This is a genomic window from Phycisphaerae bacterium (assembly GCA_019636475.1).
In the GTDB taxonomy this organism is placed as follows: domain Bacteria; phylum Planctomycetota; class Phycisphaerae; order UBA1845; family UTPLA1; genus JADJRI01.
In genome coordinates, this window is sequence record JAHBXN010000007.1 from 1 (window position 1) to 26,101 (window position 26,101).

Annotated in this window: 16 protein-coding genes and 1 tRNA gene; 10 read left to right on the forward strand and 7 right to left on the reverse strand. The window is 60.0% G+C overall.

Annotated elements, in window-relative coordinates; genetic code table 11:
• Nucleotides 1–1,096 precede the first annotated feature (1,096 nt).
• The 4 genes from KF841_12055 (at nt 1,097) to KF841_12070 (ending at nt 6,552) form a co-directional block, all read left to right on the forward strand.
• Entirely contained in the window at nt 1,097–1,870 is a 774-nt protein-coding gene (locus tag KF841_12055) for an enoyl-CoA hydratase/isomerase family protein (GenBank protein MBX3396090.1), read from the forward strand.
• 87 nt (nt 1,871–1,957) lie between these two features.
• The gene (locus KF841_12060) at nt 1,958–2,743 is read left to right on the forward strand and encodes an enoyl-CoA hydratase/isomerase family protein (protein MBX3396091.1); all 786 of its coding nucleotides are present in this window, start codon (nt 1,958–1,960) and stop codon (nt 2,741–2,743) included.
• Nucleotides 2,736–4,004, forward strand: coding sequence for a 3-hydroxybutyryl-CoA dehydrogenase (locus KF841_12065; protein MBX3396092.1), 1,269 nt, complete (start codon nt 2,736–2,738; stop codon nt 4,002–4,004). The genes KF841_12060 and KF841_12065 overlap by 8 nt, the downstream gene beginning before the upstream one ends.
• A gap of 352 nt (nt 4,005–4,356) precedes the next feature.
• A complete protein-coding gene (locus tag KF841_12070; GenBank protein ID MBX3396093.1) occupies nt 4,357–6,552 on the forward strand; it encodes a hypothetical protein in 2,196 nt (731 codons plus the stop codon).
• 100 nt (nt 6,553–6,652) lie between these two features.
• Here the strand turns inward: KF841_12070 and frr are convergent, their stop codons facing one another.
• Nucleotides 6,653–7,222, reverse strand: coding sequence for a ribosome recycling factor (gene frr, locus KF841_12075; protein MBX3396094.1), 570 nt, complete (start codon nt 7,220–7,222; stop codon nt 6,653–6,655).
• A gap of 201 nt (nt 7,223–7,423) precedes the next feature.
• Between frr and KF841_12080 the strand changes: the two genes are divergently transcribed.
• From KF841_12080 to KF841_12095, 4 genes are all read left to right on the forward strand, one after another.
• A complete protein-coding gene (locus KF841_12080; GenBank protein MBX3396095.1) occupies nt 7,424–8,596 on the forward strand; it encodes a hypothetical protein in 1,173 nt (390 codons plus the stop codon).
• 155 nt (nt 8,597–8,751) lie between these two features.
• Complete coding sequence (locus KF841_12085; GenBank protein MBX3396096.1) at nt 8,752–10,095, forward strand: hypothetical protein; 1,344 nt, start codon at nt 8,752–8,754, stop codon at nt 10,093–10,095.
• Nucleotides 10,096–10,279: 184 nt separating this feature from the next.
• Nucleotides 10,280–10,522, forward strand: a complete 243-nt coding sequence (locus KF841_12090; GenBank protein MBX3396097.1) for a hypothetical protein — start codon at nt 10,280–10,282, stop codon at nt 10,520–10,522.
• Nucleotides 10,523–10,632: 110 nt separating this feature from the next.
• Nucleotides 10,633–10,716 (forward strand) — tRNA-Leu (locus KF841_12095).
• A 227-nt stretch (nt 10,717–10,943) separates the two neighbouring features.
• Here the strand turns inward: KF841_12095 and KF841_12100 are convergent.
• From KF841_12100 to KF841_12120, 5 genes are all read right to left on the reverse strand, one after another.
• Complete coding sequence (locus tag KF841_12100; GenBank protein ID MBX3396098.1) at nt 10,944–16,886, reverse strand: hypothetical protein; 5,943 nt, start codon at nt 16,884–16,886, stop codon at nt 10,944–10,946.
• A 469-nt stretch (nt 16,887–17,355) separates the two neighbouring features.
• On the reverse strand, nt 17,356–18,270 hold the full coding sequence (locus KF841_12105; GenBank protein MBX3396099.1) for a hypothetical protein: 915 nt from the start codon (nt 18,268–18,270) through the stop codon (nt 17,356–17,358).
• A 124-nt stretch (nt 18,271–18,394) separates the two neighbouring features.
• Nucleotides 18,395–18,934, reverse strand: coding sequence for a hypothetical protein (locus tag KF841_12110; GenBank protein MBX3396100.1), 540 nt, complete (start codon nt 18,932–18,934; stop codon nt 18,395–18,397).
• An 80-nt stretch (nt 18,935–19,014) separates the two neighbouring features.
• A complete protein-coding gene (locus KF841_12115; protein ID MBX3396101.1) occupies nt 19,015–19,803 on the reverse strand; it encodes a CPBP family intramembrane metalloprotease in 789 nt (262 codons plus the stop codon).
• Nucleotides 19,800–20,843, reverse strand: coding sequence for a hypothetical protein (locus tag KF841_12120; GenBank protein MBX3396102.1), 1,044 nt, complete (start codon nt 20,841–20,843; stop codon nt 19,800–19,802). The genes KF841_12115 and KF841_12120 overlap by 4 nt, the downstream gene beginning before the upstream one ends.
• Nucleotides 20,844–21,093: 250 nt before the next feature.
• Between KF841_12120 and KF841_12125 the strand changes: the two genes are divergently transcribed.
• Nucleotides 21,094–23,160, forward strand: a complete 2,067-nt coding sequence (locus tag KF841_12125) for a S9 family peptidase (GenBank protein MBX3396103.1) — start codon at nt 21,094–21,096, stop codon at nt 23,158–23,160.
• A gap of 24 nt (nt 23,161–23,184) precedes the next feature.
• Here KF841_12125 and KF841_12130 read toward each other — a convergent pair whose 3' ends face one another.
• Nucleotides 23,185–24,852 carry a M48 family metalloprotease gene (locus KF841_12130; protein MBX3396104.1) on the reverse strand — a complete coding sequence of 556 codons (1,668 nt, stop codon included), beginning with the start codon at nt 24,850–24,852 and terminating at the stop codon, nt 23,185–23,187.
• 215 nt (nt 24,853–25,067) lie between these two features.
• On the opposite strand from KF841_12130, the gene KF841_12135 reads away from it, so the two are divergent.
• A complete protein-coding gene (locus KF841_12135; protein ID MBX3396105.1) occupies nt 25,068–26,030 on the forward strand; it encodes a hypothetical protein in 963 nt (320 codons plus the stop codon).
• Nucleotides 26,031–26,101 lie beyond the last annotated feature (71 nt).

A 26,101-nucleotide genomic window follows, 5' to 3' on the forward strand; every position in this document is an offset into this window, starting at 1 on the left:
ATTGGTGCTCGCGGTGGGAATGGGGGGATGCATGCGGCCGAGGGAGGTTGCGGCGGTGACGTAGTCATACGCGGCTTTCTCGTGGGCTCTGGCGTTCGAGGCGGCAGCGGAGGAAGCGGGGGACCCGGCGTTGATCGAGTTTCATGCCCAGGTGGTGAGGGTGGCACAGGTGGCCGGGGAGGGAACGGCATGGTTCTTTCCTACACGATTGAGTCACCGAACATAGATGCTGGTGCGGCCCCGCGCGATCCAGGAACTCCAGGACAGGATGGAACTCCTGGTAATAACGCAACCGGAAATGCCGGGGGTGCCGGATCAAACGGGTCGCCATGTTCGTCAGGTGGAAAGGGTGGCAATGGCACGCCGGGCACGGGCGGCAAAGGTGGTGACGGCGGACCAGGCGGTTCCGGCGCGCCAGGTGGCATTGGTGGAAAAGGTGGTGCAGGGGGATCAGGAACCGGCGGTGTTGGAGGCAATGGTGGCATAGGAGGATCCTGCTGTCCGCCGCATGACGGTAACGGTGGCGCCGGCGGCAACGGCGGAGATGGTGGCGCCGGCGTGCCAGGCGCCGGCGGTAAAGGTGGCGCCGGCGGAATAGGAATTGGCGGATTTGGAGGTAACGGTGGAAACGGCGGAAGTGGTGGCACGGGTATCGGCGGCAGCGGCGGAATAGGCGGTTCGGGAGGTAATTCACTTACTTCAGTTGGCGCGGGAGGAAATGGCGGGACCGGCGGCGCAGGCGCAGCCGGCGCAGGCGGCGCCGGAGGCACCGCAGGAGCAGGAAGTGCTGGCGACGGGTCCCCCGGGGCCGCTGGCGGAACCGGCGGTCAAGCCAACGGTGCGGATGGTACAAATGGCTCGTCGGGAACGGGCTGCCCTGCCTAACGACAAAGTGCATTCGTCAGTTTTGTATTTGCAGATTCAACGCGCGTCGAGTAATCATATCAGATTTGAATCCATGCGTGCTGGTTAAATGACCAGCACGTTTTTTTCTACCTATCTTGAAGACCCATTTTCACCGAGACTTATAGGACGGTGCGACGAGTTTTCTTGATTGGCTGCAAACGTTCGCGTTTTTTTCGGAGATTCCGGAACCATGTCCACTGATCTCATCCTTAGGCAAGTCGAAGGGTCCGTGGCGGTTTTGCGCCTCAATCGGCCCGACGTCCTCAATGCCCTCAACATTCCGTTGATGGACCAGTTGATCAGCATCCTCGAATCGATCGACGCCGATCCGGCCATCCGCTGTATCGTCCTCACTGGAAACGAACGCGCCTTCGCCGCAGGAGCCGACATCAAGGAAATGGCCGACGCGAGCGTGGTGGACATGTATGAGCGCAACAACCTCGCTCGCTGGGAGCGTATCAAGAAAGTCCGCAAGCCCATCATTGCGGCGGTGAACGGCTTCTGCCTCGGCGGTGGCTGCGAACTGGCGATGCACTGTGACATGATCATCGCTGGCGAAAACGCTCAGTTCGGGCAGCCGGAAATCAATATCGGTGTGATTCCCGGCGCGGGAGGCACCCAGCGCCTGACGCGCGAGGCGGGGAAGTTCCGGGCGATGGAACTGATCCTCACTGGCCGCTTCTTCGGGGCAAAAGAAGCCGCGAGCATCGGCCTGGCCACGCGCGTGGTGGCGGACGCCCTCGTCGTCGAAGAGTCGATGAAGCTGGCGCGCGAGATCGCCGCCAAATCTCCCATGGCGGTGCGCTTCGCAAAGGAAGCTGTCCTGAAGGCATTCGAAGGCACTCTGTCTGATGGTCTGGACTACGAGCGGAAGATGTTCTATATGCTGTTCGGCACCGAAGACCAGAAAGAAGGCATGAAGGCATTCATGGAAAAGCGCAAGCCAAACTACACGGGCAAATAAGGTCGCCATCGTGACCGCGACGCGCCTTTGCAGTGTCCGAGAAGAGCTTTGATACTTCTTGCGAGACGGTCCCATGAGGAAGATGATATGAGCTACGAAACTCTTCAGATCAGCGATGCCAACGGCGTCCGTACGATCACACTCAATCGTCCGGACGACATGAACGCCGCAAACGACCGCATGACGGCTGAGTTGACGAAGGAAATCCGTGGCGTCACCCGTGACAAGTCGATTCGCTGCGTGGTGCTGACCGGCGCCGGGCGCGCATTCTGCGTGGGGCAGGATCTGAAGGAAGCAACCTCGCGAGAAGGTCCTTACGACTTCGGGACGCGCCTTCGCAACGGCTACGGTCCACTCGTGACCGCCCTCTTCAAGTTGCCCATCCCCACCATCGCGAGTATTAACGGAGCCGCCGCGGGCGCAGGCTGGAGCCTGGCCTTGGCGTGCGACTTGCGAATCGCGGCGAAGAACGCGAAGTTTGTTTCGGCCTTCAGCAATATCGGACTTGTGCCCGATTGCGGGATGACCTGGCTTCTGCCGCGAATTGTCGGGTACGCCCGAGCGATCGAACTGGCGTGGCTTAGCGATCCCCTTTCGGCCGAATCCGCATTACAATTGGGCCTTGTCCATCGGGTGGCGGAGCCGGATGCCCTCGCGTCGACGACTCGGCAGTTGGCCGAGCAGATCGCAAAGCGCCCGACGCGTGGTCTGGCGCTGACAAAACAGGCAATGCTCGCGGGCTACGGGAACGATCTCGAAGCCCAACTGGAATATGAGGCCCAGCTTCAGAGCATAGCCGGCCGCACCAAGGATTACAGCGAAGGCGTTCGGGCCTTCATTGAGAAGCGAACTCCGGAGTTTTCAGGTGACTAGCGAGCGACTGTTTGGCGTAATTGGATCGGGCACGATGGGCGGCGGCATCGCACAGGCTGCCGCTGCGGCAGGCTTCATTGTTCACACTCTGGACACCAACCCGGACCTTGTGAAGTCCGCATATTCAAAAATCGCCGAGCGTCTCGACACCCGCGTCGCCAAAGGCAGCCTGCCGCGCCACGAACGCGACAACATCATGTCGCGTCTCCACGTCGCCCGGGACTATGACGCGTTCAAGGAATGCGAAGTCGTAATTGAAGCGGTATCCGAGGATCTGGCGCTGAAGCGTAAGATCATCGGTCAGCTCGATTCGGTCGCCTCACCGCGGACGCTGCTGGGCACCAATACCTCCAGCCTGCCGATCTCGAAACTCAGCGAGGGCCTGAAGCACTCCGATCGCTTTCTCGGCATGCACTTCTTCAACCCCGCGCCGGTCATGAAATTGATTGAACTGGTTCGCGGCGAAAAAACCTCCGAACAGGCGATGGTTGATGCCCGCGCAATTTCCACGGCACTCGACAAAACCGCCGTGAAGGTAAAGGACTCGCCCGGTTTCATCGGCAACCGCGTCAATCGGCCATTTTACCTCGAAGCCCTCCGATTGCTTGAGACGGGTGAGGCGAACATTCGCAGCATCGACACAGCGATGAAGACGGTTGGCGGCTTCCGCATGGGGCCTTTCGAGTTGCTCGATCTGATCGGCCTCGACATCAATTTTCGGGTGACGGAAACCGTATACGAAGGCTTCGGAAAGCCGTCGCGGTTCGCGCCGAGCGCGATCCAGCAGAAGCTGGTCGCCGAAGGTCGTCTGGGACGAAAGAGCGGTTGCGGCTTCTACGACTATTCCAACGGCGAACCCACGGTTGCCTACGAAACGAAGCCGAAGGATTGCACTTCCTGGAAGGCGAGCGAATCGCTGAAGCAATTTGCGGAGATGCTTGAGAAGCCCGCCGATCGAAATATGTGGATCTACAGCCGCATCTTCATGGCCGTCATGAATGAAGCCGCGATGACGGCCGACAGCGTCGCGCTGGCACGGGATGTGAACCTGACGATGGAGCTGGGCTTCAATTACCCCGAAGGACCTCTCGCGACGGCTGATTATGTCGGACTCGACATCTGCCAGCGTCTGCTGGCGGACTACCACCGCGACACAAACGGCGATGAGCGATACGCACCCAATCCGCTGATGGACCGCCATGTCGCAAAAGGTGAACTCGGTGAGAAAACCGCCCACGGATTTCTCTATCACGCTCTGTAGCCGCATATTTTCCGGGCTGGAGCGGCCCAATTCATTCCGACGGTCCAATCTGCCGCCGCCGGGGGAGCGATTTCGTGCGAATGCGTCGCACTATCCGGCATTGTCGGCTTCTTGCTTCCGGACCGTTCAAATCAACGCGTCCGATACCGCGGCGCGCTGACCCCGCTCTTCACTGTTCCGCCTGAAACTGGAGTTGAATCGACCGCCGATCCACGGGTAGGATTAAGGTTGGATAGCGGGTTGGAACTGCACCTCATCGGTCGACAAATAATGCAATCCAACTCGCTTTGCACTTCAATGTGATCGCGCGGACTACCGGGCTAAGGCTCCTTGGACCGAATCGGAGAATCCCATGCGGATCGTTCTATTTCTGCGAGTACTCCCACTCATAATCCTTCTCGCTCGCGCCAGTATTGCGGATAATGCGCTCGCCGACGACCTGGTATTTACTGCGAATTGCAGCAACGTTTGGCAGGATTGCTGCGTGTGCGGTCCAAATCTTCAAATCAACTGGAATCGTCCTTGTACGGCAGGTGTCTGCCCCGCCGCGCCGAGCAAGCTCGATCAGGTCAGTGTCATGCAGGACTGCATTGTCGGTGCCAGCCCGTTCTCCGACGCCAACGCGAATATGCTGAGTCAGTCCAATGGAACGCTCACCCTTCTCGGAATTCTAAATGTGAAAACCGGCGCGACGTTCGACGGCTCGGTTGTCTGGCAGAGCGGAACTCTCGCACGCGCGGACTCCGATATACCTGTTTTGACGGTGAACAATGAGATGACATTGAGCGGTGCGGAAGACAAGTTGCTCGGCGCTAATGTTGGTCGCCCCATGGGACACATCACGCTATCGAACGCCGCAACCATCACTTGGCAGGACTCGGGAAATCTTGTCGTCGGCGTTGGGCCGGGCGGACTGCCCTCGGTGTTACGAATCGAAGCTGGTTCGCTGCTCGATCAGCAGACGGATGCGTCCCTGCTGACCACTCAGCAGTTCGGATTCGGCAAAGTGACCAATCTCGGAACGATTCAAAAATCCGCCGGGGCAGGCACAAGCATCTGGAATATTAATCTGGAAAACAATGGACTCTTCGATATTAAATCCGGAAATGTCACGCTAACAGGCCAAGGAGCCTCGAACGGCGAATTTCGGGTCAGCACCGGTTCGACACTGACTTTTGCGACGTCCTTCGGCTTCGAGTTTCGGCAGGGAATTCAATTTATCGGAGATGGTGAAGTCGTTCTTGTCGACACTGGATCGAGTGCTGGAGTGATTGTCAACGAGGCCGTGGAACTGAACCGATTAAAGGTCGCCGACTCGGGTGAAATTCGTTCAACCAATAACATGGGGAGCCTTCAGGTCACAGGAAGACTCGAAGTCGACGGTGCCCGAATCACACCCCCTGTGACGGTGAAGCCCGGTGCCCGCATTGAGCAAAGCGGACCGCACGAAAGCTCTTTCGGCGACTTATTCATTGAGGGCACGGCAGAAATTCAGCAGGGAGTTCTTGCGACGGTGGATCGGACCCTCACGATTCAACCGGGCGGCGTCGTCGAAATCCATGACGGCGCGGCATTGCGTACCGCCGGCCTGGTCAATCTTCCAATTCAAAATAATGGAACGATTCAGAAGACAATGGGAAGTGGCACGGCCGCAGTGAAAGCCGACTTCTTTGAGCTGTTCTTCAACAACGCCGGCGGACTGATCCATGTCGCGTCCGGCACACTCGATTTCGAGGACTCGAACATTCGAAACGAGGGTGGTGAGTGGCAAATCGATTCGGGTACAACGGTCAAAGCGCCAGGTTCGTTCGGGGGCATGTTCGAACTGAACGCCGGCGCCGTCCGTGGCAGCGGGAGTTTGTTGGTTCGGCGATTGAATAACAACGGCGGCGTGGTGGCACCGGGAAACTCGGCCGGAATTCTCAAGATAATCGGCGATGGTCCCACCGGCCGTCCGGGCGACTATCTTCAGGACGCAAACGGCACGCTCGAAATTGAGATCGGCGGGCTGACGCCCGAAACTGCTCACGACCAGTTGCAAATTGCCGGCAATGCCACGCTGGGCGGCACATTGAAGCTCAGTCTCCTCAACGGTTTCATTCCTGCGACAGACGATGAAGTAACGATCCTCACCGCGCTCACTCGTTCGGGGACATTTGCAACCGTCGATACCAGCGGACTCCCCGCCGGGCTTGACGTGGAGATGGAGTATTCCGCGACGTCGGTCCTCGTGCGGTTCAACAACAACATCCCCGTGAACAACAACAACAACAACAATAACTCGAATTCAAACGGGAACGAGAACTCCAACTCCAACGCAAACAGTAATAGCAACGACAATACCAATTCGAACGACAATACAAACACGAACGGAAACGCGAATAACAACAACAATGATAATTCAGGCGACCCTGCACCGAATCCCACGCCCAATTGCGGCGAAGGCGCCTGCGGGGCAGGCGGTGCAGGCATGATGCCGCTGTTGATTGCCGGACTGGTTTCGAGCCTGCGAAGACGCGGAGAGAGACGTCGTTCGCGCGTCAAATAGAGCCGTACCGCGGCACCTGGACGCGCGCCGAATCGTCAGCGATTACGTTTGTGCGAACGAGGGCCGGATCCGGCGTTTGATCGACGCACCGCCAACGAGATCAGACCTCGGTGACTTCCTTCGTCTTTGCGGCCGCCAGCTCTTCGAGCATGCCTTCGAATTTCTTGGTGAGCTTGTCGATGTTTTCCGTTCCACGCTTGGCATCGTCTTCAGGAAGATCGCCGGCTTTCTTCTCCGCTTCGATCTTCTGAATCGCATCGCGGCGGGCATTCCGAATGACCACTTTCTGGGATTCGGCCAGCTTCTTGACCTGCGTCGCGATTTGCTGTCGCCGTTCGCCGGAGAGCGGCGGAATCGGCAGTCGAAGCACCTTTCCATCGCTCTGCGGGTTGATTCCCAGCGACGCCTCCTGCAGTGATCGTTCGATGTCCTTCAGCGTGGTCGGATCGAAGGGTTTGACGATGAGCATTCCGGCATCCGGCGCACTGATCGTCGCCAAAGCCTTTAATTCCATGGGCGCGCCGCCATATGCCGCCACTTTCACCTTAACCTGGTCAACCAATCCCGGCGAGGCTCGGCCCGTCCGCACGCCGCGGTACTCCGATTTCAGATAGGTGACCGATTTCTCCATGGCCTCTTCGGCCTCGAATTCGATTTCATCGAGCGGCATACGCCAATCTCCTGCTGCGTGATATTTACAGGGATCCGATTGTAAAGGCGATCCGGAGTTCAAACAATTCGCACGCCCTCCCCCTTTTCATTCCCAGCTTGATTTATCGATCCAACTTAACGACAATCCGTCGATTGTGTCAGGGTCAACTAAAGACAGAAATTGCACCGCGGGGAACCTATTTTTTGGGAGTGATGGATAATGCGCAGGCACAGATTCATACGGTTGACGTGGACGATGGCGGCCGCTGTCGGCATGGTTTCGTTCGGCGCGACCCGCGCGCCGGCCGACGACGTCGTGGTGGTCAAGGTCGAAGGCCAGGGGCTGGACAAAGACGGCGCGATCAAGGACGCCCTTCGCAAGGCGATCGAGCGCGGCGGGCAGAACGAAATCGCCAGCCGGTCGCAGACGAAGGACTTCGCGCTCGAATACGACGTGGTCCTGGCGCGGGCCTCGGGCCTCGTAAAGGACTACAAGGTGCTGCGGGAATCAAGCGGATCCGGCATCTTCACGGCTGAGATCGAGGCGAAAGTGAGCAAGAGCCTCCTGGACGCCACCTGGGCGGACGTAGCGATCGAGTTGAAGAAGCTTGGGCGGCCGAAGATCATGGTACTCTTTCGAGAGGCCATTCACGACATGGAACGCCCTGAGGGCAGCCGCGAAGTCGTCCAGAACAGCAGCCAGACCGGCGTGTACATCGAGCGAAAGCTGATGAAGCTGGGCTTCAAGGTCGTCAATCCCGGCGCGCTGAAGGAGATTGAACGCAAGAAGGCTGAAGTCGCCGCCGCCGAGAACGACACCGAAACGCTGAAAGCGCTGGCAACCAGCTATGGCGCAGCCATTGTTCTCAAGGGTGACTCGCGGGCCAGCGGGCCGCAGAAGACAAACACGCCTGCGGGCACGCTGAATATGTGGGAATCGGATGTGACCATCCAGGGTTTCTGGACCGAAACCGGCGATGGCATCTTTTCCAATGCCGTCACCTCGATTCGAGGTGGCTCCCGCGTTGCGGGACCCGCCGGAGCGACACAGACGCTCAACAAGACCGGTGAAAAGCTCGCCGATCAGAGCATTTACGATCTGCTCGAAGCCTGGACTCGCGGAACGGCTGGCGGAGTCGGCGACATCATCGTTGAAGTCCGAAACGTCGGAAGCATCAAACAGGGCCTGGCGATCAAGAAGGCCCTGGCCGAAGTCAAGGGCGTCGAAGAAGTCACGAAGGAAGGCGCCAAAGGCACTGTGAAGTTCACGGTCGTGACCGCGATGAGCGCCGAAGAGTTCGTGGAACATGTCGTCGAAATGGCATTCGACGATTTCGAATGGGAAGTCGAGGATCAGAAGACCAAGACGATCATCTGCGTGGTTAAAGGCTGACGCATCGGTACATGAGTCTGCGCGGATGGGCGCTGTCGCTTCCATTCGCAGCAAGCCACCCCAAAATTCATGATCGTCCGGAAGCCGGCGGATTTGGACTCCCGCCGGCTTCTTCATTTCGGGAACACTTGACAATCCACCTGTATAATCGCCGCATGATTCCTCCGGAACGCGCCATCCAACAAAACGATCCCCCTTCCGATCCGCTCGCGGTTGAACCGCGATGGAAGATGTGGGGGTGCCTCGCCCTGCTGATGGTTGCGCTTCTGATTGTCGTCGCACCGCGAATCAGCCTCTCCCGGTGGGAAGTCATCCGACACATGAACGCGGCCTTCGACGAAGCCATGCAATGGCGCGATGGCAAGCTGTATCTCTCGGATGCCGCACCCATCTGGGAAGCGCCGGCCGTCGATGGCCGCAAGTACAACGTCGTGGGGCACGTCTTCGTGCTGCTTTCACTCGTCGGCGTGTGGCTTTCGGAATTGACCGGTGCGCCGCCGGGGCAGTTTTACCCGCCCTATTACATTCTCATGCTCGCAGCGCCCGTGCCGTTGGTGGCCTTCGGTGTGTTCAGACTCCAGACCCGGTCCGCAGCATGGGGCGCGGTCCTCGCCGGATATTTCATCGCCGGCACCTGCATGCGTCCGGTCCTCTGGCACTGCCGGGGGAGCAGCATCTACTACATTAACCATGTCATCGCCGCGACCGGACTGCTGATTTTCGCCGCGGACATGCTTGGCCGACGTCGAGTCTGGCCGGCAGCGATCGGACTCATTCTGGCCGCCTGGTCGAGGCAGATGACTTGCCTGTATGCGCTGCCATTTCTCTGGCTGACGTGGACGGCCTGCCGATCGCCCCGCGGCAATCCTCCTTCGGCGATCGGGATTGAATCAGCGTTCCGCGAGATAACTCCAGCCGGTCGCAGCGTGAGAACAAGTTACGTCAAGTTCTTCGCCGCCCTCGGCGTGGTCGCTGTGATCGGGCTATACCCGATGGCGATGAGCTACGCAAAACTCGGTAACCCGCTCGACTCAGGCTATCCCGGCATGTATGTCGGACGAACGGACAAGATCGCTCTCGACGCGCAATCCTGCTTCTGGGGCACGCGATGGTTTCCGCGCCACTTCAAATCCATGAACCTCACGCTGCCGACTCCCGACATTCGAGAGAACACCATCTACTTCGATAACACCGACCGGGACGGAGGCAGCATCTGGTTCACAACCCCGCTTCTGCTGGCGGTCTTTGCCACCGCACGCCGATGGTGGCGCGATCCGGCCCGCCGGGCACTCATGCTCTCCTCCCTGCTGGTGATTTTCGGATTGTGGGGCTACCACACCACCGGCTCCCACGAGTGCGGCTATTATCGTTACGCACTGGATTTCATCCCGATCTGGTTCGCCGTGATTGCCCCCTACGTCACGACGCCGCGTGCCGCGCCATGGACACTCGCCTGTCTGGCATGGAGCACCTTCTACTTCTTCATGCTTCTTCCCTGACCCATCGGCGCCACCGGATTTCGACGGTCCGGATGCAGTCTCATCCCGATAATCCGATGCGCCACAACGCCATCGAGCGATTTGATTCGTCACCGGTGGATTGAGTTCCGGCGGCGCGAATATACTTGATAAGGAGCGACTGCGGCCGCGCCAATTCGATGCGCGGGCGTGACGTCGATCACCCATGACAAGCGACGAATTTCAACTGCAAATTGCGCGACTGCAATCAAAGATTGAAGCGTTGCCGCTCGCCGATCACGAGGCGATCGAGAAACTTCTGCGCGAAACCCTGGCCCGACACGCTGAGATTCAGGCCGCGCGGGCCGCCGCGCTCGACGCGCTGGATGACTGGCGTTTGACGATCAAATACGCCGTTTACGATGCCGAATGCGCACGACGCGAGCGGGACCCTTCCAGCGAGTCTTGAAACCCCGGGATTCAAACCATCCACACACTCGCGCCCAACCGATCCGCCGCCCCGTCCCGGTTGTCGATTCCCAAGGCCTTGTTAGAATACAATCCATGACGTGAACTTCGGCCGAAGTGGCGGAATCGGCAGACGCGCCGGATTCAAAATCCGGTTCCCGCAAGGGAGTGAGGGTTCAAGTCCCTCCTTCGGCAGTCCCCTCCAATTGACTCCTTCATTCAAAAGTAAACACACGATAGAACTTCACAGGCGACGGCCTGCCTGGCGATCGTGCCGCGCGCCGGTTGTCCTTCGCAACTCATAAAAAGCAAACGGCCCCGCCGGATTGTCTCCGACGGGGCCGCTGTGTTTTCAGACTCCGAACGCCGAACTCATGCCCGTTGGCAGGAAGCTCGGACGTTCCGACTCATCGGATCACCGATCAGGGACTGGTGATCACGAGGTCGTAGCTTCCGGGAACGGAACCCGTCCAGCCGCCAGTGCAGGCGAACTTGACGTAGTACACATTGCCCGGAGTCAGACCGGTCACTGACGCCGTCGAATAGTACGGCGCGGCGCCCGTGCATCCGTCATCATCGCATGCCAAGACAGGTCCTGCACAGCTTTCCAGCACGGCGATGATGCCGTCAACAAGCGTGCCGGCCGAGGCACAGTTCTGGACCGTCACCGAGCCATTGGCCGGCGCCGTGAACTTGTACCAGACGGTGTTGGTGCCCTGGGCAGCCGCACCGGTCCAGTGGCAAGCCGCCGGATAGAGCGGATCGGCTCCATTGGCCGTAGCCGTGGTGTTGTTGCCGCTGACGGCCGCGCCATTGATGTTCGCGGTGATGTCAATGGCATCGACACACTCGTCGTTGGTGATCGGGATGTAGTCGTTGCAATCCACGCCGATGCAATCCGACGCGAGCCCCAGATAGGTGCCGCCACCGTTCAAGCAATCTGCCTGGGTCACGAACTCGGTGCAGACCTCACCGGTGCAGCAAGCGCCTTCGTCACCGATCGGCGTGCATGCCAGGGTGGCCGTGTAATTCCACGGGCCGCCAGCACACGGATAGCCTTCGAACACGCTCGGCAGGACGAGCACCCAGTAGGTGCCCGGGCCCACGTTCACGTTGACCGACGTCAACTGGCATGTCGTCGAAGCGGCAGAAGCGAGAATGTTCAGATTCGCGCAGCCACTCGATGCATCCACGATGGCAATGAGGAAGTCGAAGTCCGCCGTGGCCGACCAGTTCAGGTTCGACGCCGTCGCAACGTTGACTTCATACCAGTCGGTGTCACGCGTTCCGCCATCGGCCCATGCAGTGCCGCAGACAGAATCGTTGCACGCGATCGGCGAGAAGATCACCGGAACGGAGTTGCATCCGCCGTTGAAGTTGTCCACGCCGCCACAGTTGCCCTCGAGCTCATTGTCCGTGCAGTTCACGCAGGAGACGCAGACGATATCCTCGCATGCGAAATCCGGCTCGAACTGATAACCATTCGGGCACAGCAGGCCGGACGGAACGACAGTGCAGACGCCGTTCGGCGCACAGCACGCGCCGCCACCGCTGTTGTCACATTCAATGACCAGATCAAAGGTCCCGCCCGTACCACTGAAGGCATCAACGATGATGTAGTAGGTGATGCCCGTCGTGGCCGCGAAGGTCACCTGCTCGACCAGGGCCGGGAAGTTATCCGAGCCTGCCACGCAGGTGCCGAGGATGTCGAAGCAGTCGGTGACGACATACATCGAACCATCGAAGCTCACGGCCGTCGGCGTCATCGTGACGGTCATCACGGTGTCCGCTGTCGGCGTGAATGAGTAGACCACGTCCGGACCGGTTGCCGCATAGCCCGTGCAACCAGCGGCGGTCGGGTCGTAGTTGTTGCCTGCACCGATGTTCGAACCCGAAAGGAAGAACGTGTCGCAATCGATTGCGATCGCGGTCTCACAGGTCGGGTTCGGCTGCGGGCAGACAGTGGTTGCACAAGTGGTCAGAGCACCCTGGAAGACGCCACCAACGGCATCGCAGGCCGCAAGATTCGGCTGGTCGGTGCAGGTGCCGTTGTCCGGATCGCAGCAGGCGCCGCCATCACCCGAGACACAGCTTACCGACAGGTTGAACGTGCCGTTCGCCGTGCCGAAACCGTCGCAGATGATGTAGTAGGTCGTGCCGGTGGAAGCCACGAACGAGAGCGACTCATCACCCGGGGCGACGACATTGTCATCCGCACCGGCGACGCATGAGCCGAGAACATCCGCACAGTTCGTCACCACGTACAGCGAGGCATCGAACTCAGGGCTCGTGTCCATCAGGACCGAAACCAGAGCATCCGAGGCCGCCGTGAACGAGTAGACCACGTCCGGACCGGTGGCTGCAAAACCAGTGCAACCGGCTGCGGTCGGGTTGTAATCGTTCGATGCACCAACGGTGGAACCGGCCACGAACGCGCCGCACACAATCGGCGTAGCCGTCGCACAGGTGTCATTGCCGGTGCAAGGATTGGCACCGCAGTTCAATGCACCATTCCACGAGCCGCTCAGCGCATTGCACGCTGCCTGCGTGATGTCGCTGCACTGAACGCCTCCATCCTGATAGCAGCAGCGGCCGATCGGCGGAGTGCAGCTCGGTGGATTGGCACAGGGAACTCCGTCGTCACTGACGTCAAGCTGATAGATTCCGAACGTCGCTGAGAAACCGCTGACGCGGATGTAGTACACCGTGTTCAGGGCTGAGCACCAGGTGAACGTCGACTTGCGGTTGAGGCCGCCGAGTGCACAATCCGGCGGAGAGCCAACCGTGTCGTCGTTGCCGCCGACGCAGATCAGGCTGCCGCATTCGCCGCAGAAGACTTCGAGCATCGTGTCGAAATTCGTCGTGATGTTGCAGGTGGAGACCCGAATGGTGTTGCCCGTGCCGGTGACCTTGTACCAGACGCCCTGATTCGGCGTGGAAACACCGCAGGCTGCCGGGGCCGCATCATCCGTCGCGAGCGTGTTGTCGCCGACCGTCGATGACGGGACGCCAACCGCAATCGCCTGAGTACAATCGTCCGGAATCACAGGACACGGATTGGCGGTGCAGTTCAGACCGGCCGCGAAGTTTCCGCCCAGAACGGCGCACTCCTCAGCCGTCACGCCATCCACGCAACTCGCACCGCTGTTGATGCAGCATCGGCCTTCGCCGTCGCCGCAGAACTTGTCGGTGAGACTGACGAGGATGTTCGCGAAAGCGGTCACGTCGGCGAGATCGACCAGGCCGCTCTCATCCGCATCCGCGCAGCCACAGCCGGCCGGCGGGATGCCGTTGAGGCTGTTGACCACACAGTCGGTGAAGAGCTGCACGTCGCGTCCGTCCAGACGGCCGTTGCCGTCCAGATCGGCCGGGCAGGTGCCGCACGGCTCGATCGGGCAAATGATCGAGAGCGTGAAGGGACCGCCGGCCGAAGCGCCGAACTTGTCGCAGATGATGTAGTAGGTGACGTTGGCGGCTGCCGCGAACGTCAAGGTTTCGTCACCCGGGGTGGTGACATTGCTGTCCGCACCGGCCACGCAGGTGGTCATGTCGTTGCAGTTCGTAACGACATACAGTGCCGCGTCAAACTCAGGACTCGGGTCCATCAGAATCGTGATGTTCCGAGCGAAAGGCGACGTGATCTTGTAGACCACATCCGCGCCGACTGCAGCGAATCCGGTGCAGCTCGGTCCCGGAATGGCGGGGTTGTAGTTATTGTTCGCACCGACCAGTGTGCCCTGGACGACGTCGCCGCAGTTAACCGCGATGGCATCTTCGCAGGTGTCGGGGAACAAGCAGGCATCCGGAGTGCATGGAGCACCCTGCGTCCAGGTACCGCCGAGGTCGTTGCAGGCGTCCTGATTCACGACTTCGCAGAAATCAGTGCCTTCGATGTCGTAGCAGCACCGGCCCGTGGGGCAAGGATCGCTGCCGCAGTTCAGGTTGGCTGTCCAGATACCGGCGTACTGTCCGCCGAGATCCTCGCAGGCCAACTGATTTGTGTTTTCGCAGAGGCTCATGCCGATTGCATAGTAGCAGCATCGGCCGGAGCAGGTGATGGAGGCGCAGCTGCCGCCGCCGGAGAACGTGTCATACAGGCCATCGCACTCGGACTCGAGAGCGCCGTCGGTGCAGGTGCCGTCACCGTGACAGCAGGCCCCGGTGGCGCAGTTGGAGGTGGAGCACTCTGTGTCGGCGCCAAGGTAGGTGCCGCTCAGGGCTGCACACGCGGCTGCATCAGCCACGTCGCTGCAGCCGCCGCCAGGCAGACAGCAGGCGCCCGGAGCCGCGCACGTCACGTTCAGGAAGAACGCCGGATTCGTCGGCGCGCTCGTGAACGCATCCGCGATGATGTAATAGGTTCCCGGAGGAGCGAACCACGTGATGGTCTCTGTCACGCCGCTGCAGCAAAGGTCACTGCCGGCGAGGCAGGTGCCGTTGATGTCGCTGCAATTGGTGACAACGTAGAGCGATGCATCGAACGTGGTGCCGCCAGCGCCGGTCTGAACCATGGACACCGTGACCGTTCGAGCCGATGTTAGCGTCAGGCTGTACACAAGATCCGGACCATTGGCCGTGAATCCGGTGCAGGGAATCGAGACCGCGCCGTAGTCGTTACCAGCGCCCAGCAGGTTGGCCAGGATGCTGTCGCCGCAGTTGATCGGCGTGGCAGTCGCGCACGTGTCGTTCGTCGGGCAGGCCGTCGAGCAGGTCAGCGTGGAAGCCCATGTGCCACCCAGTGCGGTGCACTCGAGTTGCTGGACGACGGCGCAGTCATTGCCGCCGTTGTAGCAGCAGCGACCGGTCGGGCAGGCCGTCGCGCAGGTCGAGCCGGAGGTCCACGTTCCGCCGAGGAACGTGCACTCAGCCTGCTGAACGACCGCGCAGGCGCCGACGCCGTTGTCGAGGTAGCAGCAGCGGCCGGTCGGGCAGGCCGTCGCGCAGGTCGAGCCGGAGGTCCAGGTGCCGTTGAGCGTAAGCAGGCACTCACCCTGAATGACAGGCGACGCGCAGGCGCCGACACCGTTATTGAGATAGCAGCAGCGGCCGGTGGTGCAGGCCGTCGCACAAGTCGAACCGGACGTAAACAATCCGCCGTAGACAACTTCGCAATAGACTTCGGTGACGTTGTCAACGCAGGCGCTGGCGCCGTTGTTCAAATAGCAGCAGCGGCCGGTCGGGCAGGCCGTCGCGCAGGTCGAACCGGAGGTCCAGTAGCCATTCAGCGCGGTGCACTCAATTTCCGAATTTGCAATGCAAGAGGTGGACCCGCCATTGACGTAGCAGCAGCGGCCTTGCGGACAGCCCGTCGCGCAGGTTGAACCGGAGACCCAGAGGCCGCCAAGCGACCAGCACTCAGCATTTGTGTTTACCGCGCAGAGGCCCGAACCGCCGGAGATATAGCAGCAGCGGCCGGTTGTCGTCGGGCAGGCGGTCGCGCAAGTCGAACCCGAAGTGCCCCAGACGCCGTTCACCGCAACGCATGCGCCGTACGAAAGGTCGGCACAAACCTGGCTGCCGCTGTCCCAATAGCAGCAGCGGCGAAGAACCGGCGTGCAGGAAGCAGCGGGCGTGCAGCTCTGGCCATTGCTCGTGACGGTCAACTCAATCGGACCGCCCTGGGGCGACGAGGTCGAGGTGAACGCGCCAACGTGGATCAGATAGGTCTGTCCGACGGCGGTGCACCAGGAAAGGCGGGACTTCCGATTGACACCAGATGAAGTCAGAAAACAGTCGTTCGCCGTGAAGTCATCATTGGAGTTGACACACGTGAAGTCAGAACAGCTATTGCCGCAGAACACCTGAACGACCGTATCCAGAAACGTTCCGGGATTGCAGGTGCTGACGGTGTAAGTCGTGCCGTCGCCCACCACGGAATACCAGACGCCCTTTCGCGGGGCGGTGGTGCTGGCGGCGCACGATGAAGAATTCAGCGTATCAGTCGTGGCGAGAGTCGTGTCGACCGTGACGCTCGCGGGAACCGCGAGAGCCTCGGCATTGGCGCACGCATCGTTCGCCGGGGCGCCGCCGCGGGGGGCGCCGACTTCGGCACCGATGCCGTCAGCGGCCATGCCAACTTCTTCGAAAAGAAAGACGGGATCGTCTGTGCCGAACTTCTGAATGAGTTCGTCCATCCCATCACTGCCGAACCGCTCCAGCATGAATTGATACATTAATCCCGGATCGCCCGAATTATGGACGTCCTCGCGATTCAGCGACATTTCCGAGCGGTCGACGGCCGGAATGACCGCCCTGCCCATCTTTTCGCTACTTTCATCACCCACCGCCCGCTGCGAAGTCCATGACATCGTCATGGCACAACACAGCAAACCGGTACACAGACACCAGAACTTCTTCCCTAACATGTGCTTGCCTCCCTGTTCGAGTTCATCGAACAACTAAAAGAAGTGGAAAAATACAGTAGGGTCGGTCCGGTCCCACAACCGGAGCCGATGAATTCGCGCAAAATTGAGTTTTGTCGCCGAACCTGCAAGAAACCTTCCCCTCATTGGACGCCGCTGCGCAGGTGCATGCACGCGCTGCTCGCATCCATTTATTGCCCGCCTGCCGAATGACACGCGAAGCAGTGAGCACCAGGCAGACCCGGTCAATCCCACCCGTTGGATTCACCAACCGGCAGAATTTGCCCCGCGCTCCGAAATCGAGAGTAACGAAGTCGTAACGCCAAATCAAGACTTTCCCCGATTCAGGATCATTTATCTCAAACAAGCGCTCGTGGAATCACTGCGTATTTTTTCGGACTGGCCGCCAGACTGTGCCTTAACACACGCTCATTCCAACCAACATCGCAGCCTTGAAAAGCCCTCGCGCCCGCTACCGCGACGGCCGGCGGGGAATACTCAAATTCAAATCGACATCGATGTTTACGACATAAAGCGGCTGAAATACGGCGACCCGCATCAGCTCGCCAAGCAGGATGAAAGGCGTAAACATCGCGATCACCACCGCTTGCGTGATGGAAGACACAACAGCGACCGTCAGTTCAAAGAGAATCGGTACGACCGCCGCCAGAATTTCCACCAAAATGAAGCCCAAAGCGGCAAAGGCCGCGGCATGAAACTGCACAAAAAACAGTATGAGCTGCTCCCTCGCAAATTCCTTCCCGGACCCGCCCGGGCCCCCCACGAGCTCCGACGAGGCGCTCCCCCGCTGGGCATCCAGCTGTCTCGATTTGGCGAGCGGATTGTCGGGCGGCTCGGCATTAATGATGTCGATGCCAAAAAGTTCTCGGACCTTGGCGGCGAGATCCCGGGCATTCTGTTCCAGATCTATATCAAAAGGAATTGATTGCTGACGGTCGGACTCGGGGACGGCGGCGAAATTCAAATCCGCCCGCCCCTTGACCCGGCGCGTCGAGATCTCGTCATAATTCATCGACAGGGTGGAGCCGTCGAAGGCCTCCGCCGATTTGATGAACCCGTTGTCGAAAACGGCAAATGCCTCGTCCCCGTTTTCATCAACGAGCACCGCGCCATCGATTTCGCGAATCAACCCGCTTTCGAAGACGCTTCCGAAAAGAAACGCGGACCGACCATTGGGCAAGCGAATCGTACCCAGCAGCCCGCCGGTTCCGGCACGGTTCACGAAAAGACCGACGGGACTTGCTGGATTGAAGTCGACCGGGTTGAAGGCAGTCGAACAACCGACAATTCCGATCATCTGAATCGCGGTGAGAAGACCCGTGACGGCAGATCCGAGCACGGTCTGCGGAAGGCGCGCGGCATTCATGGGAGCGGCTCCGAGTCAGGCGAGGAGTCAGAGATTATCAACGAGCGTCGGCGGCGATTCAAGCAAAAGTACGCCGCGAGCAAACCTACAGTTCTTTCGAAATCGTCCGGGTTTGAAATTGTGCCTACACCGGCTTGACCGTTAACAAAACGGCGAGTGCCGCGATTGCGATGACGCTCAGGATGGTCGCGACGATGACCTGTCGGCGGCGGCGCGCGACCGACCATCGCTCGAAGCATTCGGCTACTTCGATCAGTTCGACCCGGCTGACTTCGCGCGGAGCGGCCGACGTGAGCGATTCCGCACTCGAACGGCCCGAACGGCAAACGCCGATCTTCACGCCCCGCTTGCACCAGTCGCCGATATCGCCGTGCCCGTTCCAGATCATGGCTAGCAGGTCCTGCTGCGATTCGAAAACGACGTGGTCGAACCCCCCTTTTTTTAGCTCGTCGTTCAACTCGGCCTGATCCTTCGGATGGAAGACGCGGGCCTGCATCGAAAATAGACGTGCGACATGATCTTGGAACGCCTCGCGCGCTGAACTGTCAGAGGGGAGCAAAACCGCTACGCGCGTCACGCCCTGCGCTCCGGGTGACGGATCGGCGGCGGCGTTCTCATGAGACTGCTCGGCGTCTTTTGAATGCTCCCGTTGCATGAGACCCATTGTGCTGGCATTTCACGGGACGGCAAGGCATAAGCTGATTGATCGCTCCCGGCTGAACGCAATGCGGCAGCGGGAACCGCCTATTGGCGACGCGCGATCAGCACCGTGAGAATGGTCAGGCCAACGGCGCCGACGACGCCAGCGTACGGATAGATACTTGCTCCGGTTAACCAGGACGGTCCCCGCGTCTTCAGGACCGGCCGCGCTCCCATGATCATCAGGATTCCACCGGCATGCAGGCCGATCGCCAGCCAGAGATTTCCCGTCACGGCAAACGCGATCGACAAGAAGCATCCGAGGACGAGATGTCCGGCGACCGTCCAGTAGCGCTTTGGACTGCGAACATAATGCGCCGCTGCAAAAACAATCGCGGAGATTGCGACCACGGCCGGCATACCGAACAGACCTGACCGCTGCAGATCAGCCATGACCACACCTCGAAACACCATTTCCTCGACAGTTGCACCGAATGCAGCGGAGAGCGGCACGAGTGCGATTCGCCGCGCGGTACGCCGTACGTCAAGCGCATCCGGCACGCGGAGTCGGTCGTTCAACAACCATGCGAGGTAGAGCAGGCAAAGAAAGAGTGTCGTGGCGGCACAGCCGCGGACCGCATCGCGCAGAGCAGCATCGAAGGGCAGCAGCTCCGCGTAGTACGCGATCGGTGATCGTCCGATGCAATATGGATAGACAATCGCCAGGGATGCCAGGGAAATCTGCGTCACGATCCGGCCGGCGCTCCGAACGATTGGCGGTGAATCTCCGGCGTCGATTCTGAAGCGAACGTGCAGGCCGTGCTTAATAAGGAGGCCGGTCTGCACGAGCCACATGATCACAGGGACAGCAAGCAGTAGCGGAATCGCGATCATGCGGGTGCTTTCCGGGACTCTGGAACGGAGTTCAACGACGATCGATCGTTGAACTCGACCGCCGGTTTGGCGGCAGCCGCAGGCGCGGCGTATTCGGGGTCATTGGAGAAGAACCGGGTCCATCGATTGTCGGCCCAGAGGAACCAGAGATGCGGCGAATTCTGAACATAGCGGACGAAACCGTCCGCCCACGCCTGCATTGCCCGACGGACGCCCTCATGTCTTCCACCCTCCGAACGAGGTGGAAGCGGGACGGTGATCGGCTGTCCCGCATAAATAAGCTGCTGATCCTCGCAAGGCTTTGTGAAGATGGGGATGAGCGGCGCCTCGCAGAGCATCGCCAGCGACGCCGGCCCGGTCGGAAGCCAGCCAATCCGGTCGAACATTCGTACAGGCGTGCCGTTATTCGCTTCCTGCACGAGGTCCGGTGTGATCGCAAGGACCTTGCCGGCACGAATGGCGTCGGCGCAGATCATCGCGCTGCCGACGGGGTTCGCCGCATCGCGCGGCTCGATGATGACGTCGAGTCCCGCCGCTTCGCACCACTTCCGCTTCAGCTCGACCTTTCGCTGGTCCTTTGACCATCGAAGGTAAATTGACAGCGGCAGCACTTCGCGCAGCCGAACGAGTGAAATCAGGTAATTTGAACAATGAGCGGGGGCCAGAATTCCGCCGCGTCCTGACGCGAGTACATTGCACGCATCGTGAACTGACTCATCCAGTTGGGTCTCGCGTCGTGCGATTTCCCTGATCCGCTCCGGGCACCGGCGATAATGGAAGATGCGGACGCCGTTAAAGAGATGGAGCGCGGCCTGCTTGAAATAATCACGCACGGCCTTGGGACGTGTGATTCCCGCGCTTCGCATGTTTCGGCGAACGAGCGATGCGAGCGGCGGCACGAGCGGTCCCGCCCCGGCAATCGCATCCTGTGCGAACCGAATCAATGGCTCCGGAACGAAGGGCGCGGCATCGCATGCCGTCTGAATCACGGTGGCCGTGATGCGCCGCCGAATGGCTCGTAGCGTTGATTTGGCCGTCATGGGCTGCGTGTATTCCGCAAGGCATGCGACGATGCGCCGCAACAGGGAGATCCGACCGGTCGCCCCGGTGCGTCTGAGCCGCGGGGCAGGCATACTCTATGAGTTACGATGCGGCGCGACAACACAATGAAACGCCCTCCGGGCTGCCTTCCATGCTCGCTCGCCGGACGATCCCGGTTAAGATCGCCAACCCTTACTGATGGACCACGGGCAACAGATTGCCTGTCAAATTCACGGGAGAAACTGATTCATGCGTTCAAACTTGAATGGAGTCGGCAAGCTCGTTGTGTCATGCCTGATTTGTCTTGGCCCCTTCGGCGTCAACCGCGCACTGGCCGATGAACCTCACAACTTTTCTGTGCACGACATGTGGGCGATGGAGCGGATCGGCGACCCGCAGGTATCGCCGGACGGTCAGCGGATCTGCTTCACGCTTCGCACCACGGACATGGCCGCGAACAAGGGGCTCACTGACCTCTGGCTCGTCCGCATCGATGGAACTGGAATGCGGCGGCTGACCTCGCATCCGGCCAGCGACTTCAACCCGCGCTGGCTGCCGACCGGCCAGACCGTGATGTTTCTCTCGACGCGGTCCGGCAGCTCGCAGGTCTGGCAAATCGCGGCGGATGGCGGCGAAGCGTCACAGGTAACCACCGAACCACTGGATGTGTCAAATCTGGTTGTATCGCCGGACGGGAAAACCATCGCTTACACGATGGACGTCTTTCCGGATTCGCGCGGGCCGGCTGAAACCAAGACCCGCCTCGACGAACTGGCGGCCAGGAAAACGACCGGGCAGGTTTATGACCGACTTTTCTTCCGCCATTGGGATACCTGGCGAGACGGCCGCCGGTCGCATCTTTTCGTTCGCGACCTCTCTGGCGGAGAATCGATCGATCTGACTCGTCGGATGGACTTCGACATTCCGGAGAAGCCTTTTGGCGGTACCGAGGGTATTGCGTTCACGCCGCAGGGCAAGGGCATCGTCTTCAGCGCTCGCAACGCCACGCATGACGAAGCATGGTCCACCAATATTGATCTCTTCGCCGTTCCGATCGATGGCTCGCTCAAGCCGACCTGTCTGACCGAACAGAACAAGGCCACAGACTCGACACCGGTCTTCTCGCCGGACGGTCTCACGCTTGCGTACCTTGCAATGAAGCGGCCCGGCTATGAGGCCGACCGCCAGCGAATTGTCCTTCGCGACTGGAAGTCCGGCAAAGAGCGCGTGCTGACGGAAAACTGGGATTTTTCCGTCGGATCGCTCACATGGGCACCGGACGGCAAGACGATCTACGCGACCGCCGGCAACGTCGGCCAGGTGTCACTGTTCGCGATCGATGCGGCGACGGGCGAGGCGCGCCTGCTGGTGAAGGACGGGACCGTCGGATCCGTTCAGGCAGCCGGCAATTTGCTTGTTTACGGTCTGGATCACCTGAAATCGCCAGTCGAGCTCCACACAGTGAAGCCCGATGGCAGCGGAGCGACACGCATCACCCATGTGAATGACGAGAAGCTCGCCCGCGCTCGAATGGGTGATTTCGAGCAGTTCTCATTCAAGGGCTGGAACGATGAGCCGGTTTACGCCTATGTCGTGAAGCCGGCACAATTTGACGAGCGAAAGAAGTACCCTGTCGCTTTCCTGATTCACGGCGGTCCGCAGGGCTCATTCGGCAACCACTTCCACTATCGGTGGAACCCGCAGGCGTACGCGGGCGCAGGCTACGCGGTGGTGATGGTTGATTTTCACGGATCGACCGGCTACGGACAAGAGTTCTGCGACGCGATCCGAGGGGACTGGGGTGGAAAGCCGCTTGAGGACCTGCAGAAAGGACTGGCCGCGGCGATCGAGCGTTACGACTGGCTCGATGGCAATCGCGTGGCGGCACTGGGCGCATCTTACGGCGGGTACATGATCAACTGGATTGCCGGTAACTGGCCGGACCGCTTCCGCTGCCTTGTGAATCACGATGGCAATTTGTGTGAGCGACTCGCGTACTACGACACCGAGGAGTTGTGGTTTCCCGAATGGGAGCATCAGGGCACTCCATGGGAAAATCCGGAAGGCTATGAAAAACAGAATCCAATCAACTTCGTCAAGAACTGGAAGACGCCGATGCTCGTGATTCACGGCGGACGCGATTTCCGCGTGGTGGACACTCAGGGGATGGCCACCTTCACCGCCCTTCAACGCCGCGGGATTCCGAGCAAGTTCCTTTATTTCCCGGATGAGAATCACTGGGTGCTCAGTCCGGCGAACGGCGTGCTTTGGCACGAGACCGTCATCGCCTGGCTGGATGAATGGACGCGGAAATGAAAGGCGGGTGGTAACAGGCCCGCACTACAGCCCGCCGGGACTGATCCCGCGTGCGTTCATTCTGGCGAGCGCCGCCATCACCGGGCCGTGGTAGATTGCCACGGCGATGACACTGCCGACGACCGCACAAACGACGAGGCCGATCTTGATGCGCAGGATCTTGCGGTCAAATTGCCGGAGGGCGCCCTCATCCGCGACGAATGTTTCGATCAATCGGCATCGGGACTCGATGCTGCCGTGGCGCCAGCTCGGCGCGTCACGCGGGATCCCGTTCAGATCGGCGATGCGTGCGAGCGTGCGGCCGAAGAGGTTGGCGGCGGCGACGCAAATTCCCCTGCGGGCGACTTTGCCGTGAACCGGACAAGCCGGCACACAGCTCTCAATGTCGGGCGTGATGCAGCGGACTCCGTAGAGATCGGCCTGCCGTTCAAACTTCCGAGAGAGCCAGGCAAACCCGAAGAGCCACATCAGAAGCAGCGAAGTCAGCGCGGACAATTGGAGCATGGCGTTGTCGATTTCAACGCGCTCGCCCATGAGATGGTCGATCCAGAATAACAGGTGCATGACACCGCCGGCGACATACATCGATACGACCGTGAATACACCGAAGAACGGCAGGTGCCAGTGCTGAACGTGCCCGGCCTCGTGGGCGAAGACGGCCTCGATCTCTTCATCGTCCATGGATTCGAGCAGTGCATCGGAGACCAGGATAAAACGAAGCGGTGCAACAAAGCCCATGACGGCGGCATTGACGGTCGCGCCATGGGTATGCCAAAGCAGAATCTCCCGGTAGCGAAGGCCGATGCGTTTGCATATTTTCTCGAAGCGATCGCGAAGCGGCCCGTTCGGCAGTGGTTCCGTCGACCAGGTGTATCGAAGCAGCCAGGGCGAAACCACCAACACCAGCACGGATACCAGGCCCAGCGCGCTGTTCAGAATGATGTCCCGCATGAGCGCATCGGGTGGAAGTGTTACAAGCCGCGGGCCGTATTCATGAATGAGAAACTTCGCAACAAGGATGATGCACATGGGCGCGGCGAGTATCAGAACCTGATGGCGGAACTTGTCCGACAGGTGGGCAGGCAGTCCGATGCGCGGCGTGGATCTTGAGAGCGCCGAATCGCGCAGCGCAATAACCGCATCACTTGGCGATTTCGACGCGGCGGCGGATTCGTGCGCAATCGGCGTCTCATGCATCGGCGCGGCCTCGCCGGAATGACCGCGGGATTGATCCGCGATGGCCGCTTCAGCCCGTAACCGCAATTCAACGCCGTAACCAATGATCCAGACTACGGTCAGCGACGCGAACAATGGCGCAAGGATGACCAGATCGCCGACCAGGGCGAATCGGCCGAGTCCCCACAGCACGCGGACGATCTGGACCCACGGGGTGCAGACAATCGAGAGGACCAGAAACCCCGCGAGCACGAAAAGCAGCGAATCCTGAAATCGGCCATATGCGTCGACGGCTGCATCATGCCCGAATGGCGTTCCATCGAAATGCCTTGATGTGCGTCGCCGCTGAATGCCGGCATAGCAACCGACCAGCACGATCTGTCCCAGAACGATTGCAAGGGTGCCCCAGATCGCGGTCGGAGAGTGAAACGGGTAACTTCGAAAGAGGTTACAGGCCTCGGGCGGCAGGTTGTCGCTGAGGACCAGAGCAAACGCCATAATAATGACAAAGTACATGTATACCCGGAGTTATGGAGTGTGAGCCCGTCATGTCGCGCGGACTTAACGACATTCTAGGCTCTTGCCTTAACTGAACAAGCCGAAGCGTGTCAGATTCAAAAGGAACCGGCCGATTGGCAATTAATGACCGGTTCGGACGTTATGTATTGAGGCGGCCTCGCAGAGATCGAGGCCGAGCCGTGTGGCACGAAACCATGAAATGGAGTGATCCCATGCACTTGAAGCGTCAATGCCTCGCCGCGTTCCTGGTGGTCCTGGCTACATCTTTTGCGGTGGCTCAATCGCCGGGCAACCCGCCTCCGAACGAACGGCCGGCGCGCGAAGAAAGGCCAAGAGAAATGCGGCCCGGTCCCGGGATAGGCCGCGCCGCCCCGCCGGAAATGCAGCTCGAACATCTCAAGGAACAATTGAAGCTGGATGAAGCCCAGAGTGTCGCGGTTCGCAAGCTGATTGACGAACACCACGCCAAGGTCATGGCGGCTCGGGACGAGTTCCGGCCGACGCCTGAGGAGAGTGAAACCATGAATCGCCTTCGGAAGGCGATGGAGGAGGCCCGCCAATCAGATGATCCGACGAGAATCGACGAATTGAGAGAGGAAGCGCGCAAAATCCGCACGGAACGCGAAGCCAAACTTCAGCCGATCCGCGAACAACTGGAACAGTCGGAGAAGAATCTGCACGACGGTGTCTTTCAACTGCTGCGACCCGATCAACAGGAGGATTTTGAGAAAGTCTGGGCGGAGCGCGCCGCGTCGGGTTTCAATCGTGGCGGCGCCGGCCGCGATCCGCGAATGCTCAAAGCGATCATCGATCGGATACCCGATCTGACCGGCGAACAAAAATCTCAGATTGAAAAGCTCTTTGAAGAGTTCCGGCGGCCGCCGGAGAAGCCGTCGGACAGCGACAGGGAGGATGGCTCAAGACCCGCTCGACCGACACGCGAGGATCGGATGAAGCTGCAGCGTGAGAAGCTTGAGAAGCTCCATGCCGACGTCATGGCAGTACTTACGCCGGATCAACAGAAGAGCGTGGAAGCGGAACTAAAGAAGTTGGAGGACCGACGACCCGATCGTCGTGAGCGTGGTCGCGGCGGTCGTGGCGGGCGGCTTCGTGGCGATGATTCGGACCGCGGCGGAAGAGGCAGACCGGCCTCGGAAGATTCCGAATCGGACTGAGAAAATCTGTCTTTGGTATTGACGTGGACTGTGGTGGATCGATTAACATGGTCCGTCAGCCAGAGGGCGAT

Coding starts and splice junctions, on each gene's coding strand:
- KF841_12060 (MBX3396091.1), top strand. CDS start 1,958: ATGAGCTACGAAACTCTTCAGATCAGCGATGCCAACGGCGTCCGTACG.
- KF841_12055 (MBX3396090.1), top strand. CDS start 1,097: ATGTCCACTGATCTCATCCTTAGGCAAGTCGAAGGGTCCGTGGCGGTT.
- KF841_12080 (MBX3396095.1), top strand. CDS start 7,424: ATGCGCAGGCACAGATTCATACGGTTGACGTGGACGATGGCGGCCGCT.
- KF841_12105 (MBX3396099.1), bottom strand. CDS start 18,270: ATGAATGCCGCGCGCCTTCCGCAGACCGTGCTCGGATCTGCCGTCACG.
- KF841_12085 (MBX3396096.1), top strand. CDS start 8,752: ATGATTCCTCCGGAACGCGCCATCCAACAAAACGATCCCCCTTCCGAT.
- KF841_12115 (MBX3396101.1), bottom strand. CDS start 19,803: ATGATCGCGATTCCGCTACTGCTTGCTGTCCCTGTGATCATGTGGCTC.
- KF841_12090 (MBX3396097.1), top strand. CDS start 10,280: ATGACAAGCGACGAATTTCAACTGCAAATTGCGCGACTGCAATCAAAG.
- KF841_12070 (MBX3396093.1), top strand. CDS start 4,357: ATGCGGATCGTTCTATTTCTGCGAGTACTCCCACTCATAATCCTTCTC.
- KF841_12130 (MBX3396104.1), bottom strand. CDS start 24,852: ATGTACTTTGTCATTATTATGGCGTTTGCTCTGGTCCTCAGCGACAAC.
- frr (MBX3396094.1), bottom strand. CDS start 7,222: ATGCCGCTCGATGAAATCGAATTCGAGGCCGAAGAGGCCATGGAGAAA.
- KF841_12120 (MBX3396102.1), bottom strand. CDS start 20,843: ATGACGGCCAAATCAACGCTACGAGCCATTCGGCGGCGCATCACGGCC.
- KF841_12110 (MBX3396100.1), bottom strand. CDS start 18,934: ATGGGTCTCATGCAACGGGAGCATTCAAAAGACGCCGAGCAGTCTCAT.
- KF841_12135 (MBX3396105.1), top strand. CDS start 25,068: ATGCACTTGAAGCGTCAATGCCTCGCCGCGTTCCTGGTGGTCCTGGCT.
- KF841_12125 (MBX3396103.1), top strand. CDS start 21,094: ATGCGTTCAAACTTGAATGGAGTCGGCAAGCTCGTTGTGTCATGCCTG.
- KF841_12100 (MBX3396098.1), bottom strand. CDS start 16,886: ATGTTAGGGAAGAAGTTCTGGTGTCTGTGTACCGGTTTGCTGTGTTGT.